14 protein-coding genes are annotated in these 14183 nt (G+C 67.5%); all 14 read left to right on the top strand.

From position 1 onward, the window contains the following. The first annotated feature begins 73 nt into the window (after positions 1 to 73). On the top strand, positions 74 to 1708 hold the full coding sequence (locus BJG92_RS04740) for an ABC transporter ATP-binding protein (protein ID WP_232082869.1): 1635 nt from the start codon (positions 74 to 76) through the stop codon (positions 1706 to 1708). Then, positions 1701 to 3086: an ABC transporter permease gene (locus BJG92_RS04735; protein ID WP_374199758.1), complete on the top strand. Its 1386-nt coding sequence runs from the start codon at positions 1701 to 1703 to the stop codon at positions 3084 to 3086. The genes BJG92_RS04740 and BJG92_RS04735 overlap by 8 nt, the downstream gene beginning before the upstream one ends. Next, a complete protein-coding gene (locus BJG92_RS04730; RefSeq protein ID WP_232082868.1) occupies positions 3083 to 4435 on the top strand; it encodes an ABC transporter permease in 1353 nt (450 codons plus the stop codon). Before BJG92_RS04735 ends, BJG92_RS04730 begins: the two co-directional genes overlap by 4 nt. A 2-nt stretch (positions 4436 to 4437) precedes the next feature. Further along, entirely contained in the window at positions 4438 to 4842 is a 405-nt protein-coding gene (locus BJG92_RS04725) for a cytidine deaminase (RefSeq protein ID WP_308011627.1), read from the top strand. Continuing rightward, complete coding sequence (locus tag BJG92_RS04720) at positions 4839 to 6170, top strand: thymidine phosphorylase (RefSeq protein WP_232082867.1); 1332 nt, start codon at positions 4839 to 4841, stop codon at positions 6168 to 6170. Before BJG92_RS04725 ends, BJG92_RS04720 begins: the two co-directional genes overlap by 4 nt. A 67-nt stretch (positions 6171 to 6237) precedes the next feature. Beyond that, positions 6238 to 6870: a DedA family protein gene (locus BJG92_RS04715; protein WP_232082866.1), complete on the top strand. Its 633-nt coding sequence runs from the start codon at positions 6238 to 6240 to the stop codon at positions 6868 to 6870. 101 nt (positions 6871 to 6971) lie between these two features. Continuing rightward, on the top strand, positions 6972 to 7703 hold the full coding sequence (locus tag BJG92_RS04710; protein WP_232082865.1) for a DedA family protein: 732 nt from the start codon (positions 6972 to 6974) through the stop codon (positions 7701 to 7703). Between the two features lie 62 nt (positions 7704 to 7765). Beyond that, positions 7766 to 8935 carry an adenosine deaminase gene (locus BJG92_RS04705; protein ID WP_232082864.1) on the top strand — a complete coding sequence of 390 codons (1170 nt, stop codon included), beginning with the start codon at positions 7766 to 7768 and terminating at the stop codon, positions 8933 to 8935. Between the two features lie 79 nt (positions 8936 to 9014). Further along, positions 9015 to 9611, top strand: coding sequence for a MazG nucleotide pyrophosphohydrolase domain-containing protein (locus BJG92_RS04700; RefSeq protein WP_232082903.1), 597 nt, complete (start codon positions 9015 to 9017; stop codon positions 9609 to 9611). 155 nt (positions 9612 to 9766) lie between these two features. Continuing rightward, complete coding sequence (eno, locus tag BJG92_RS04695) at positions 9767 to 11047, top strand: phosphopyruvate hydratase (protein WP_232082863.1); 1281 nt, start codon at positions 9767 to 9769, stop codon at positions 11045 to 11047. 179 nt (positions 11048 to 11226) lie between these two features. Further along, positions 11227 to 11880, top strand: a complete 654-nt coding sequence (locus tag BJG92_RS04690) for a septum formation initiator family protein (RefSeq protein WP_232082862.1) — start codon at positions 11227 to 11229, stop codon at positions 11878 to 11880. A 136-nt stretch (positions 11881 to 12016) separates the two neighbouring features. Then, on the top strand, positions 12017 to 12718 hold the full coding sequence (locus BJG92_RS04685; protein ID WP_232082902.1) for a DUF501 domain-containing protein: 702 nt from the start codon (positions 12017 to 12019) through the stop codon (positions 12716 to 12718). After that, complete coding sequence (locus BJG92_RS04680) at positions 12715 to 13668, top strand: Ppx/GppA phosphatase family protein (protein WP_232082861.1); 954 nt, start codon at positions 12715 to 12717, stop codon at positions 13666 to 13668. The genes BJG92_RS04685 and BJG92_RS04680 overlap by 4 nt, the downstream gene beginning before the upstream one ends. 93 nt (positions 13669 to 13761) lie before the next feature. After that, positions 13762 to 14183 (top strand): S8 family serine peptidase (locus BJG92_RS04675; RefSeq protein WP_232082860.1); only part of this gene is annotated, 422 nt, incomplete at its 3' end.

Raw genomic sequence — 14183 nt, 5'->3', positions numbered from 1 at the left:
CACTAGGCTGGTGCTGCGGCCCTACGTCCCGTCCGGGCCCCGCGATTCGGACACTTCGAGATTGGTCAGAGTTTTGAAACTTGAACTCAAGGGGATCACCAAACGCTTTGGCTCCCTGGTAGCCAACGATCACATCGATGTGGTTGTTGAACCCGGGCAGATTCACTGTCTGCTCGGCGAGAACGGCGCTGGCAAGTCCACGCTGATGAACGTCCTGTACGGGCTGTACGAGCCCACCGAGGGCGAAATCCTCGTTGACGGCAAACCAGTCACCTTCCGCGGCCCGGGGGACGCGATGGCTGCAGGCATCGGCATGGTGCACCAGCACTTCATGCTGATCCCGGTCTTCACCGTTGCCGAGAACGTCGCACTCGGCGCGGAAACCACGAAGGCGGGCGGCTTCCTGAACCTGGATGACACCCGCCGGAAGATCAAGGAGATTTCGGACCGGTACGGCTTCGACGTCGACCCTGATGCCCTGATCGAAGACCTGCCCGTCGGCGTGCAGCAGCGCGTCGAAATCATCAAGGCCCTGGTCCGCGATGCCAAGGTGCTCATCCTCGATGAACCGACCGCCGTGCTTACCCCGCAGGACACCGAAGAGCTGCTGGACATCATGCGCCAGCTCAAGAGCCACGGAACCTCGATTGTCTTCATTTCGCACAAGCTCCGCGAGGTCAAGGCCGTGTCCGACACCATCACGGTGATCCGGCGCGGAAAAGTGGTCGGCACCGCCAGCCCCTCGTCCTCGACAACCGAACTCGCCTCCATGATGGTGGGCCGAGCGGTCAACCTGACCCTGGACAAGGCCCCGGCCAATCCCCAGGAAAGAACTTTCCAGGTCAAGGACCTGACCGTCATCGCGCCGAGCGGCCAGCACGTTGTAGACAACATCAGCTTCGACATTGCGCGCGGCGAAATCCTCGCCATCGCCGGTGTCCAGGGCAACGGGCAGACGGAGCTGACCGAGGCCATCCTCGGCCTGCAGGACCGCGTCCACGGCTCCATCCTGCTCGATGACGAGGAGCTCGTCGGCCGCAGCGTCAAGGACGTCCTCAACGCCGGCGTCGGCTTCGTCCCGGAGGACCGCTCGCTTGACGGGCTGATCGGCACGTTCTCCATCGCCGAGAACCTGATCCTCGACCGCTACGACCAGGCGCCTTTCGCCAGCGGCATCAGCATGAACCCGGCCAAGGTCCTGGAAAACGCGAAAACCCGGATCGATGAATTCGACGTCCGCACCCCGTCAGGCTCGCTCGCGGCGGGGACACTGTCCGGCGGCAACCAGCAGAAAGTCGTCATGGCGCGGGAGCTCTCCCGGCCGCTGCGGCTCTTCATCGCCTCCCAGCCCACCCGAGGGGTCGACGTCGGATCCATCGAGTTCCTGCACAAACGGATCGTGGCCGAGCGCGACCACGGCACGCCCGTGATGATCGTCTCCACGGAACTCGATGAGGTCATGGAGCTCGCCGACCGGATCGCCGTGCTCTACAAGGGCAAGCTGGTGGGCATTGTTCCGGCCGGCACCGGACGCGACGTCCTCGGCCTCATGATGGCCGGGCTTTCCCCGGAGAGCGCGCATGCAGACACAGCCACCAAGAACCAGGCAACGACCCCGGCCGACGGCCGGGCGACGGCCGCCCGGCCCGTGCAGGAGTCCACCTCCGGCGCCGCAGGAGCCAACGCCGTAGGAGAGAACAATGATTGAACAGCCACGACCCCCGGCTGAACCGGATCCAGAGACGCGCTCTCCGGGCGCTGAGGTGAGGGAGCCAGCAGAGGACGCCGGCTTTGTCGCCTCGCTTGAGACCGCAGGAGGCGCGATGCAGCCATCGGCGGTTCCGGCCACGGCCCAGAGCGGATCCCTCCCCGGCGGCCCGGATGAGTCAGAGTCGCTGCTGCGCAGGATCTTCACCGGCAACGGCATCGTGACCATCCTGGCAGTGCTGCTGGCGCTGATCCTCGGCGGCCTGCTGATCGCCATGACGGACAAGGTAGTGGCCAGCACGGCGGGCTACCTCTTTGCCCGGCCCGGTGATTTCTTCGCCGCCGTCTGGTCCGCCGCCACGAGCTCGTACGTCGCCCTCTTCCAGGGTGCCATCTTCAACCCCCGCGGGACAGGAGTGGCCGGCCAGTTCGCCCCGCTCATGGAGACGCTGACCATCGCCACCCCGCTGATCACGGCGGGTCTCGGCGTCGCCCTGGCCTTCCGCGCGGGCCTGTTCAACATCGGCGCGCAGGGCCAGATCATCATGGCCGGCATCCTCGCTTCCTGGGTCGGCTTCGCGCTGCACCTGCCGATCGGGCTGCACCTGCTGCTGGTCCTCGTGGCCGGCGTCATCGGCGGCGCCGTCTGGGGCGGCATCGTCGGCGTGCTCAAGGCCAGGACGGGCGCCCACGAGGTCATCGTGACGATTATGTTCAACTACATCGCCCTCTACTTCCTGCGCTACCTGCTCGACACGAAGCTGTTCCAGCGCCCGGGGGAGACCACCCCGATTTCCCCCATCCTGGATCCCAGCGCCGTGTACCCGCTGCTCTTCGGCAGCCAGTACCGGCTGCACCTCGGCTTCCTGCTGGCCATCGCGGCCACGGTGTTTGTCTCGTGGCTGCTAAACCGCTCCACCATCGGGTTCGAGTTCCGTGCCGTCGGGGCAAACCCCAAGGCGGCCCTGACTGCCGGCATCAACGTCCCCCGGGCTACGGTCCTGGTAATGACCATTGCCGGCGGCCTGGCCGGCCTGGCCGGCGTCGCGCAGGTGGCAGGCACCGAGAAGGTCCTGACCGACGGTGTCGCGGCAACCTACGGCTTCGATGCGATCACCGTGGCCCTGCTGGGGCGCTCCTCGCCGTGGGGCACCTTTGCCGCCGGCCTGCTGTTTGGGGCCTTCCGCGCGGGCGCCGTCCAGATGCAGATCCAGACCGGCACCCCGATCGACATCGTGCTCGTGGTGCAGTCGCTCATTGTGTTGTTCATCGCGGCGCCGCCCCTGGTCCGGGCGATTTTCGGACTTAACCCGCGCAAGAAGCAGGCCGCGACCGCCGGCAAAACCAAGCAGGCCGTAACCACCGGAGGTGCCGCATGAGCACAACAGCAACCTCGCCCGTCCCGGGACCAGGCAAATCGGGCCAGGGTAAATCGGGACAGGCAACACCGCAGCCGGACACGAACCACAAGCCGGCGCAGTCCGGCAAGCCCGTAACCTGGAAGCTGCCGGTCACGCTGGCGGTGCTGGCCGTCGTCGCCTTCATCTTCTTTGGCCTGCTGGGCCCGCAAGGATCCGCTAAGTTCGGGGTTTCCTCCGGCGGGGATTTCTTCCAGCTGCCGGCGATCGAGGTCCCCGCGTTCCTGTCCGGGATTGTGCTCTCCGTGATCCTGCTGGTGCTCGCGGGCTACGCCTTGGCCCTGAAGGCGAACAGGAACCGGCGTCCCCCGCGCTGGCTGCCGGCCGTGTTCACGGTCATCTTCGTGGTCGCCTTCCTGATCTGGGTGGTGGGCGGTGCCCGGACCCCCAGCATCTCGCTGGCCGGCCTCATCGCCGGGTCCGTGACGCTCGCCGTGCCAATCGTGTTCGGCTCGCTGTCCGGTGTGCTGTGCGAACGCGCCGGCGTCGTGAACATCGCCATCGAAGGCCAGCTCCTGGGCGGCGCCTTCACTGCCGCTCTCGTCGCCAGCCTGACCCACAACCCCTATGCCGGCCTGCTCGCGGCAGCCGTGGCGGGCGCGCTTGTCTCGATGGTGCTGGCCCTGTTCAGCATCAAGTATGTGGTCAACCAGATCATCGTCGGCGTCGTCCTCAACGTCCTGGTCTCCGGCCTCACCGGCTTCCTGTTCAGCACCGTGATGCAGTCCGATAAGGCGAAGTACAACTCGCCCGGCCGGCTGCCGATCATCGATATCCCGGTCCTGTCCGGCATCCCTGTGATCGGGCCCATCCTGTTCAAGCAGTCCGTGGTGGGCTACCTCATGTACGTCGCCGTGATCGTGATCTGGATCGGACTCTTCAAGACCAAGTGGGGCCTGCGCGTCCGGGCTGTGGGCGAGCACCCGCAGGCAGCCGACACCCTGGGCATCAAGGTCAACGCAACCCGCTTCTGGAACGTCACCCTGGGCGGTGCCGTGGCCGGAATCGGTGGATCGTTCTTCACCCTCGTGGCGATCGACAGCTTCACCAAGGAAATCTCGGGCGGCCGCGGCTTTATTGCCCTCGCGGCCATGATCCTGGGCCGCTGGAATCCGATCGGGGCGTTCTTCGCCGCGCTGTTGTTCGGTTTCGCCGATAACCTGCAGAGCATCGTGACGATCATCGGCACCCCCGTGCCGAGCCAGTTCATGGCCATGCTGCCGTACGTCGTGACCGTCTTCGCGGTGGCCGGGCTCGTCGGCCGCTCCAGGCCGCCGGCGGCCGACGGCATACCGTACGTCAAGGGCTGACCGTGGAGGGTATCCCGGTCGATTGGGCCGCGCTCGAAGCCGCGGCCGTGTCCGCCATGAAGAACGCCTACGCGCCGTATTCGAAGTTCCCGGTGGGGGCAGCCGCCCTCACCGGGGACGGCCGGATCGTCAGCGGCTGCAACGTCGAAAACGCCAGCTACGGGCTGACCCTGTGCGCCGAGTGCGCCCTCGTGGGGAACCTGCAGATGACCGGCGGGGGACTGCTCCGCGCGTTTTACTGCGTCGACGCCAGCGGGAACGTCCTCATGCCGTGCGGGCGCTGCCGGCAGCTGCTTTATGAATTCCGGGCTCCCGATATGGAGCTCATGACCACCCAGGGAATCAGGACCATGGACCAGGTCCTTCCCGATGCCTTTGGCCCCCAACACCTGGAGGAACCCCGATGACACTTCCGACAAAGCACGCCAGCAACACCGAAGCGTTCGACGCCGTCGACATCATCCGCATCAAACGGGACAAGGGCGTCCTCAGCCCAGCGCAGATCGACTGGACCATCGACGCTTACACCCGCGGCGCCATCGCCGACGAGCAGATGGCCGCCCTGAACATGGCGATCCTGCTCAACGGCATGGACCGGGCCGAGATCTCCCGCTGGACCGCGGCGATGATTGCCTCGGGTGAACGGATGGACTTCTCCAGCCTGCGCCGGCCCGACGGCAGCGTGAAACCCACGAGTGACAAGCACTCCACCGGAGGCGTGGGGGACAAGATCACCCTCCCGCTGGCACCCCTCGTGGCCGTCTTCGGGGTCGCCGTGCCGCAGCTGTCGGGCCGCGGCCTGGGCCACACCGGCGGCACCCTGGACAAGCTGGAATCAATCCCCGGCTGGCGGGCGGCGCTGAGCAACGAGGAAATGCTGGCGCAGCTCCAGGACGTGGGCGCGGTCATCTGCGCGGCCGGCGCCGGGCTGGCCCCGGCGGACAAGAAGCTCTATGCCCTCCGCGACGTCACGGGCACGGTGGAGGCCATTCCGCTGATCGCCTCCTCGATCATGAGCAAGAAGATCGCCGAAGGTACCGGTTCGCTGGTCCTGGACGTCAAGGTGGGCAGCGGCGCGTTCATGAAGGACGTGGCCCGGGCCCGGGAACTCGCCGAGACCATGGTGGCACTGGGCAAGGACGCCGGCGTCAACACGGTGGCCCTGCTCACCAACATGGACACGCCCCTGGGCCTCACGGCGGGCAACGCGATCGAGGTCGAGGAATCGGTGGAGGTACTCGCCGGCGGAGGCCCGGAAGACGTCGTCGAACTCACGGTCCGGCTGGCCGAGGAGATGCTGGCCTGTGCCGGCGTCCACGACGCCGATCCCCGGGCTGCCCTGCGGGACGGCCGGGCCATGGACGTCTGGAACCGGATGATCGAGGCGCAGGGCGGGGATCCCCGCGCCAAGCTGCCGGTCGCCAGGGAATCCGAGGTCATCTACGCTCCGGCCGACGGCGTGCTGGTGGAACTCGACGCCATGGCCGTCGGCGTCGCCGCCTGGCGCCTCGGGGCCGGACGTGCCCGCAAGGAAGACCAGGTCCAGGCGGGCGCCGGCGTGCGGATGCACGCCAAGCCCGGCGCCCTGGTCAAGGCCGGCGAGCCGCTCATGACGCTCCTGACGGACACCCCGGAGAAGTTCGAACGGGCCAAGGAAGCGCTCAAGCACGCGGCCGTGATCGCACCGGAGGGCTCCCGGCCCGCCCAGCAGCTCATTATCGACCGCATCGCCTGAGAGACCGCATCCCCGGCCGGCAGTACACTGGCACCACAGCAGTGACCCCGTTGTTTGTAAGGAAACCGTGCAGGCAATCAACGACTTCATCCTGGCCGCAGCAGGCCAACCCTGGGTGCTCTTCCTCGTGTTCGCCTGCTGCGTGATTGACGGCTTCTTCCCGCCCATCCCCAGTGAATCCGTGGTGGTCGGGCTGGCCGCCGTGGCAGCTACGGCGGACATCCCGAACCCGGTTTTCCTCGCGGCGACCGCCGCTGCCGGCGCCTTCGTGGGCGACAACATGGCCTACCTGATCGGCCGGGGCACGGGCACGCGGCGCTGGTCCTGGATGCGCCGGCCACGGATGCAGGCGGCCTTCCGCTGGGCCGGCCGGGAACTGCGCAAACGGCCGGCCTCGCTGATCCTGGTGGCGCGGTTCGTCCCCATCGGCCGGGTGGCCGTCAACCTGACGGCTGGCGCCACCCGGTACCCGCGGCCCCGGTTCATGGCGCTGACCGCGCTCTCTGCGGTGCTGTGGGGGGCCTACTCCGTGGCTATCGGGCTTTTCTTCGGCCAGTGGTTCGAAGAAAACCACCTGCTCGGCGCCATCGTGGCGGTCATCTGCGCGATCGTCCTCGGCGTCGTGGTGGACGTCGCCGTCAGCAAGGTGCGCGGGAGGCTGCCGGAAGGCGCCGGGTCCGTCCCGCCGTCGGAACCGTAGGAAACGCGGGCGGAATTCTCCGGACGCAACGTGGCGGATACCTCTCCGCCGTGGGACACTGAAGAGCGCTTTTCCATCACTTTCCTAGGAGTACAGCCCGCGTGGAATTCATCAATGAGGCTATTCTCCACGCCGCGGGTCAATGGTGGATTTACCCGATTCTGCTGGTCTTTTGCTTCATCGACGGCTTCGTGCCGATCCTCCCGAGTGAAACCCTGATCGTTGCCCTGGGCGCACTCTCCGTCACCTCCGGCCAGCCCAATATGTGGTTCGTCATGGCCGCCGGCGCACTGGGAGCCATCGCGGGCGACAACATGGCCTACCTGCTGGGCCGGCGCGTCGGCGTCGAGCGCTTCCGCTGGATGCGCAAACCCAAGGTCCAGAAAGCCCTGCACTGGGCCCGCTACGAACTCGACAAACGCGGTGCCATGCTGATCTTCACGGCCCGCTACATTCCCGTGGGGCGCGTGGCCGTCAACTGGATCGCCGGCACCACCGCCTATCCCCGGCGCCGGTTCGTCATCCTGGACATTTTTGCGTCTGTCACCTGGGTGGCCTACTCGGCGGGCATCGGCATCCTGGCCGGGAACTGGGTCCACGAGCACCCGCTGCTCGGCGTCGGCATCGCCATCGCCTTCGCGATCGTGCTTGGCATCGTGATCGACCACCTGCTGACCTGGCTCCACCGCTGGCGCGACACCCGCGGCGCCGCCGCGGCCGCCAGCCGGGCAGCTGTCCTGGCCGCCGATGCCAAGGCCGCCCACCTCGAGGCCCGCGTAACTCAGGCCTCCGCGGCACCGCCGCCGCCGGCCCCCGTCGACGCCGAAGCCTGAGACCGTCCGCACCGGCGGTTTCCCGGCTGGCATTGCATGGCCGCCGACCCTAAGGTTGGAACGTGACTGAGATAATTCTTGACGCTGCCCCTGACCTTGACTTCGACCTGAAGGGCCTTCCCAAGGTTTCCCTTCACGACCACCTGGACGGCGGACTGCGCCCGGCCACGATCATTGAACTTGCCGAGGCTGTGGGACACACGCTGCCCTCGACCGATCCCGTCGCGCTGGGGGAGTGGTTCCGCGAATCCGCCGACTCCGGTTCGCTGGTGCGCTACCTCGAAACGTTCGACCACACCATCGCCGTCATGCAGACCAAGGACGGACTGTTCCGGGTCGCGAAGGAATTCGTCGAGGACCTGGCCGATGACGGCGTCATCTACGGCGAGGTCCGCTGGGCCCCCGAGCAGCACCTGCAGAAGGGCCTGGGCCTGGATGAGGTAGTCGAGGCCGTCCAGGCGGGCCTCGAAGCGGGTGTGGACGCCGTCGCCGAGTCCGGCCGCGATATCCAGGTGGGCCAGCTCATCACCGCCATGCGGCACGCCGACCGCGGCCAGGAGATCGCCGAACTGGCAGTCCGGCACCGCAACAAGGGCGCCGTCGGGTTCGACATCGCCGGCGCCGAGGACGGCTTCCTGCCCTCCCGCTTCAAGGACGCCTTCACCTACCTGGCCGAGCACAACTTCCCGGCCACCGTCCACGCCGGCGAGGCCGCCGGCCTGGAAAGCATCCAGTCCGCGCTCGTCGACGGCCGGGCCCTGCGCCTGGGCCACGGCGTCCGGATCGCCGACGACGTCACGGTTGAGTTCGACGAGGATGAAGGCCCCGACGCGGCATTCAACGACGGCACCGACGAGGTCAACGACAGCATCGGCATGGTCACCCTTGGTGAGCTCGCCGGCTGGGTCCGCGACCGTGGGATCGCCCTGGAGATCTGCCCGTCCTCCAACCTGCAGACCGGCGCCATCGCCGGCTTCGGCGAGGGCATCGCGAGCCACCCGCTGGACATGCTCTACCAGCTCGGCTTCAACGTCACTATCAACACGGACAATCGGCTCATGAGCGGCGTGACGCTCACGGACGAGTTTGAACTGCTGGTCGAGACCTTCGATTACGACCTCGATGACCTGCTGGAACTGACGCTCAACGCGGCCGAAGCAGCATTCCTGCCGCTCGAAGAGAAGGAAGCCCTCGTTGAATACATCAACGAGTTCTACGACGAGCTTGGCTAAAGAGGACAATCCACCCGTCCAGGGGCAGCTCGGAGAGCTGGTCGAAACGATCGCTGCCCTGCGCGAGCACTGCCCCTGGATGGGTGCCCTCACCCATGAATCCCTCGTGGAGTACCTCCTCGAGGAGGCCTACGAGGTTGCCGAAACCATCGAGACGGCCGGCGGCGACGCCGAGCTGAAGTCCGAACTCGGCGACGTCCTGCTCCAGGTGGTCCTCCATGCCCGGCTCGCCGAGGAGCGCCACGCCTTCGATCTCGACGACGTCGCCCGCGGCCTCACCGCCAAAATGGTCCGGCGCAACCCGCACGTTTTCCGGCCCGACGGCTCACTGCAGGATTCCTTCCCGGCAACAGTGGAGGAGATCGTCCTGACATGGGATGCGGTCAAAAAAGCCGAGAAACCTGAACGAGGCCACGTCCTGGACGGCGTTCCGGCCGCGCTTCCGTCCCTGGCCCGGGCCCAAAAGCTGCTGGACCGGGCCGAGCGCGCCGGCCTGCCGGCAACTGCGGGCCAGACCCACACCGCTGCCGGACTCCCGGCCACCGAGGAGGAACTCGGTGACCTGCTTTTTGGTGTGGCGGCTGCAGCCCGGGACAGCGGGCTCGACGCCGAACGCGCCCTTCGCGGCGCGATCCGCCGCTTCCAGTCGGTCCAGGGGTCCGCGTCGACCGGATGATTCCGGCTGATGACGTCCGGGGGCTGGATAGGTTTCTGTAACCCATCCCGCTCTCGACTACGCTGGTAGCGACGAGGACGTCGGTATTTCAGCTTGATTTCCAGCTGGGTTCCCAGCAGTCAGATTCCAGATCGCTTCACCAAAGGAGCATATCCATGGCGCTTATCGATGCCATCCACGCCCGCGAGATTCTCGATTCGCGCGGCAACCCCACCGTAGAAGTTGAAGTGCTGCTCTCGGACGGCCAGATCGGCCGCGCGGCGGTTCCGTCCGGCGCCTCCACCGGCGAGCACGAGGCCGTTGAACTCCGTGACGGGGACAAGGGCCGTTACCTCGGCAAGGGTGTCCAGAAGGCCGTCGACGCTGTTATCGACCAGATTGCCCCGGCCCTGATCGGCTTCGACGCAACCGACCAGCGCAGCATCGACCAGGCGATGATCGACCTGGACGGAACGGCCAACAAGAGCAAGCTGGGCGCCAACGCCATCCTGGGCGTATCCCTGGCCGTCGCCAACGCCGCAGCGGCCTCCGCGGACCTGCCGCTCTACAAGTACCTGGGCGGACCGAACGCCCACGTCCTGCCCGTGCCGCTGATGAACATCCTCAACGGCGGCTCGCACGCCGATTCCGACGTCGACATCCAGGAATTCATGGTTGTCCCGCTCGGCGCCGAGACGTTTTCCGAGGGCCTGCGCTGGGGTGTCGAGGTCTACCACGCGCTCAAGGCGGTCCTGCAGGCCAAGGGCCTGTCCACCGGCCTCGGCGACGAGGGCGGCTTTGCGCCGAACCTGCCGTCCAACCGCGCGGCCCTGGACCTCATCCAGGAAGCCATTAGGAATGCCGGCTACACCCCGGGCAAGGACATCGCCCTGGCCCTGGACGTGGCGTCCTCGGAGTTCTTCAAGGACGGCGCCTACCAGTTCGAAGGCAAGGCCCTCAGCTCCGCCGAGATGAGCGCCTACTACGCCGAACTCGTTGCCGACTACCCGCTGGTTTCCATCGAGGACCCGCTGGACGAAAACGACTGGGACGGCTGGAAGATCCTCACCGACGCCATCGGTGACAAGGTCCAGATCGTTGGTGATGACCTCTTCGTCACCAACCCGGAGCGCCTGCAGACCGGCATCGATTCCCGGACGGCCAACTCACTGCTCGTGAAGGTCAACCAGATCGGTTCCCTGACCGAAACCCTGGACGCCGTGTCCCTCGCCCAGCGCGCCGGTTACACGACCATCACCTCGCACCGCTCCGGCGAAACCGAGGACACCACCATCGCCGACATCGCAGTGGCCACCAACGCCGGCCAGATCAAGACGGGTGCCCCGGCCCGTTCCGAGCGGGTCGCCAAGTACAACCAGCTGCTGCGCATCGAAGAAGAACTCGACGACGCCGCACGCTACGCCGGCCGGAGCGCCTTCCCGCGTTTCAAGGGCTAGCAGCCGCAAAAACCAGGAACCGGTGGCTATGGTTGAAAGACCATGGCTGCCGGTTTCTGTTGTGGTCCCGTTCACGGTTGGCGACCGCCGACCGCGCGGGGCGCCGCCGGTGCAGGCCACGGTTGTCAGGACGAAAGCAGCACGCCAGCCCGGCAGGGGCCGGGCATTACAGGAGTGACATGGCTACCCGCCGACCCAAGGTTCCCCGGGCGACGCCTGCGGCCCCGAAGTCTTCGGACGCGGGCGACGGCGGCGACGTTATCCTGGCCGATTTCGGCTCCCGCGCAACGGCGGGCAGCACCGCCAGCACCCACACGCCGGGCAAGGGCAGCGGACAGCCCCGCCAGGCGGCCGGCCAGCACAGCAGCCCCGCGGCCAAGCTGCCGGCCGGCAAAGACGCCCGCACGGATTCCGGCAAACCGTCGGAGGGGAATCTCGATCCCGTCCCCGCCAAAGCCTTCTCCGGGCGCATGCTGGCGTTGTTCGTCGTCATGATTGCCATCACCATCATGCTGGCCCCCACGGTCAAGATCTTCTTCGAAAAACGTGCCGAAATCGCCGCCCTGCAGGCCGATATTTCATCCAAGCAGTCGAAGCAGACGGACCTCAAACGCCAGGTCTCCCGCTGGCAGGATCCGAACTACGTGAAACAGCAGGCCCGGGACCGGATTAACATGGTTATGCCCGGTGAGACGGGCTACTGGGTATTCGGCAGCGATCTTCCTGCCGGACAATCCGGCGGCGCCGCCGGGGCAGGGTCCGCGCAGGACCCGGCCAAGCTGCCCTGGGTGGACTCCCTCTGGGATTCCATCCGGCGCTCGGCAACAGACTAAGACGCGGCGCCCGCCGCAGGATTGTCCCCGGACACTCCGTACAGGGCAGGAAGGTGCCGCGACAGTGGACCAGAACCGAGTGGACCGCAACCTCACGGCAGGGGACCCTTTAACGGATCCCGCGGCAGGGACGCCGGTGGAATCCCGCCGGCCCACGCCCCACGACCTCGACGTCCTGAGCCGCCAGCTCGGGCGGCCGGTGCGCGACGTCGTCGAAATCCCGGCCCGCTGCGTGTGCGGCAACCCGCTGGTCGCCGCCACTTCACCGCGGCTCAGCAACGGCACCCCGTTCCCCACCACGTTCTACCTGACCCACCCGGTCATCACGTCCGCGGTGTCGCGGCTCGAGGCCGCCGGCCTGATGAACCGGATGAACGACCGGCTCACCGCCGATCCGGAGCTGGCTGCCGGCTACCGCGCCGCCCATGAGGCCTACCTGGCCTCCCGCGCCGAAACCGGAGCACGCTCCGGGATCGGCGCCGTGCCGGAGATCGACGGCATCTCAGCCGGCGGCATGCCCGCCCGCGTCAAGTGCCTGCACGTCCTGGTGGGCCATTCGCTTGCCGCGGGTCCAGGCGTGAATCCGCTCGGCGACGAAGCCATCGCGGCCATCAGCGACTGGTGGACCGAGGACCGCTGCTACTGTGACGGCGCCTGGGATACCGGCGGCGAGACCCCCTCCAGGGACCTCAGCCGGCACGGGCCGCAGGGCCTGCCGGCGATTGTGGGCCGGCCTGCTCCGGTCCGGAAGACGCGCACGGACCCCACCGAAAACACCGAAAACACCGAAAAAACCGAAAAAACCGAAAACACCGAAAACACCGGGGCCAGCCAGTGACCCGCGTCGCCGGGGTCGACTGCGGCACCAATTCCATCCGGCTCCTGATCGCGGACGTCCACACGGAGCAGGGGAGCACCGTCCCGCGGCTCACCGACGTCGTCCGCGAAATGCGCGTCGTGCGTCTGGGCCAGGGGGTGGATGCCACCGGCGAATTCGCCCAGGAGGCCCTGGACCGCACCTTCGAGGCCGTCCGCGAATACGCCGCGCTGATTCGCCACCACGGCGCCGGCAAGGTGCGCTTCGTCGCGACGTCGGCCACCCGGGACGCCCGCAACCGGCAGGTGTTCATCGACGGGATCCGCGAGCTCCTCGGCGTCGAACCGGAGGTCATTACGGGCGACGAGGAAGCCGCACTCTCCTTTGCAGGTGCCAGCAGCGTGCTGCCCTCCCGCGGCGGAAATCCGGTCCTCGTGGTCGACCTCGGCGGCGGCAGCACCGAATTCGTCCTGGGCGACGCCGACGGCGTCATTGCCGCCAGAAGCGTCGACGTCGGCTGCGTCCGCCTGACCGAACGCCACTTGCTCAGCGACCCGCCGACACCCGGGCAGATCGCCGCGGCGGAGGCCGACGTCGACGCTGCCATCGATATGGCGGCGCAGACCGTCCCGCTGGACCGCGCCACCGTCGTCGTCGGCGTCGCTGGATCCGTCACCACCATCACCGCGCACGCCCTGGACCTCCCCGCGTATTCGCCGGCGGCCATCCACGGCACTGAACTGCCCATGGAAACCGCGCGACGGGCGTGTACCGGGCTGCTGGAGATGACGCGGGCGGAGCGTTCGGCACTTCCCTACATGCACGCGGGCCGGGTAGACGTGATCGGTGCGGGCGGACTCGTTTGGCGGCGCGTGCTGGAACGGCTGGCACAGGTCACAGAAGGCAGGGTGAGCACGGCGGTCACCAGCGAGCACGATATTCTTGACGGGATCGCCCTCAGTATCAGCTAGCCGGAGGCAACCCCGGATCGAACGGAACCGCACACCCTTTGCGCAGCGCCACCGCGTCTGCAGCCCACCCGCTGTCCCGCCGATAGGACCCGAATGACCAGAGCAACAGCCCGGCCCCGCCGGACCGCCTCCGCGTTGATGGCCTTGGCCCTTGCGGGCGGCACCCTCGCGGCAGCCCTGACGGCGGCCCCCGCGGCCCACGCGGACCCCTGGCGGGACAAGGAGTACTGGCTCGCCGAGTCCGGCATCACCAAGGCGTGGGAGGTCTCCAAAGGCGCCAACGTCAAGGTCGCCGTGATCGACAGCGGCGTGGACGGCAAGCACGCGGATTTGGCGGGCGTCCTAGCCGGCGGAGTCGACATCTCCGGGGCAGGCAGCCCCGACGGCCAGAAGAGCATTGGCGCCAAGCCTGAGCACGGCACCCTGGTGGCCACCATGCTCGCCGGCCGCGGCCACCAGCCACCCGTAGCCACGCCCAGCGCCGGCGCCACGCCCAGCGCCAGCCCTGCCGCCAG

The sequence above is a fragment of the Arthrobacter sp. SO5 genome (assembly GCF_020532805.1).
Taxonomy (GTDB): Bacteria; Actinomycetota; Actinomycetes; order Actinomycetales; family Micrococcaceae; genus Arthrobacter.
Note: the sequence above shows the minus strand (reverse complement) of the source record. Positions and strands in the feature narration are given on the sequence as shown.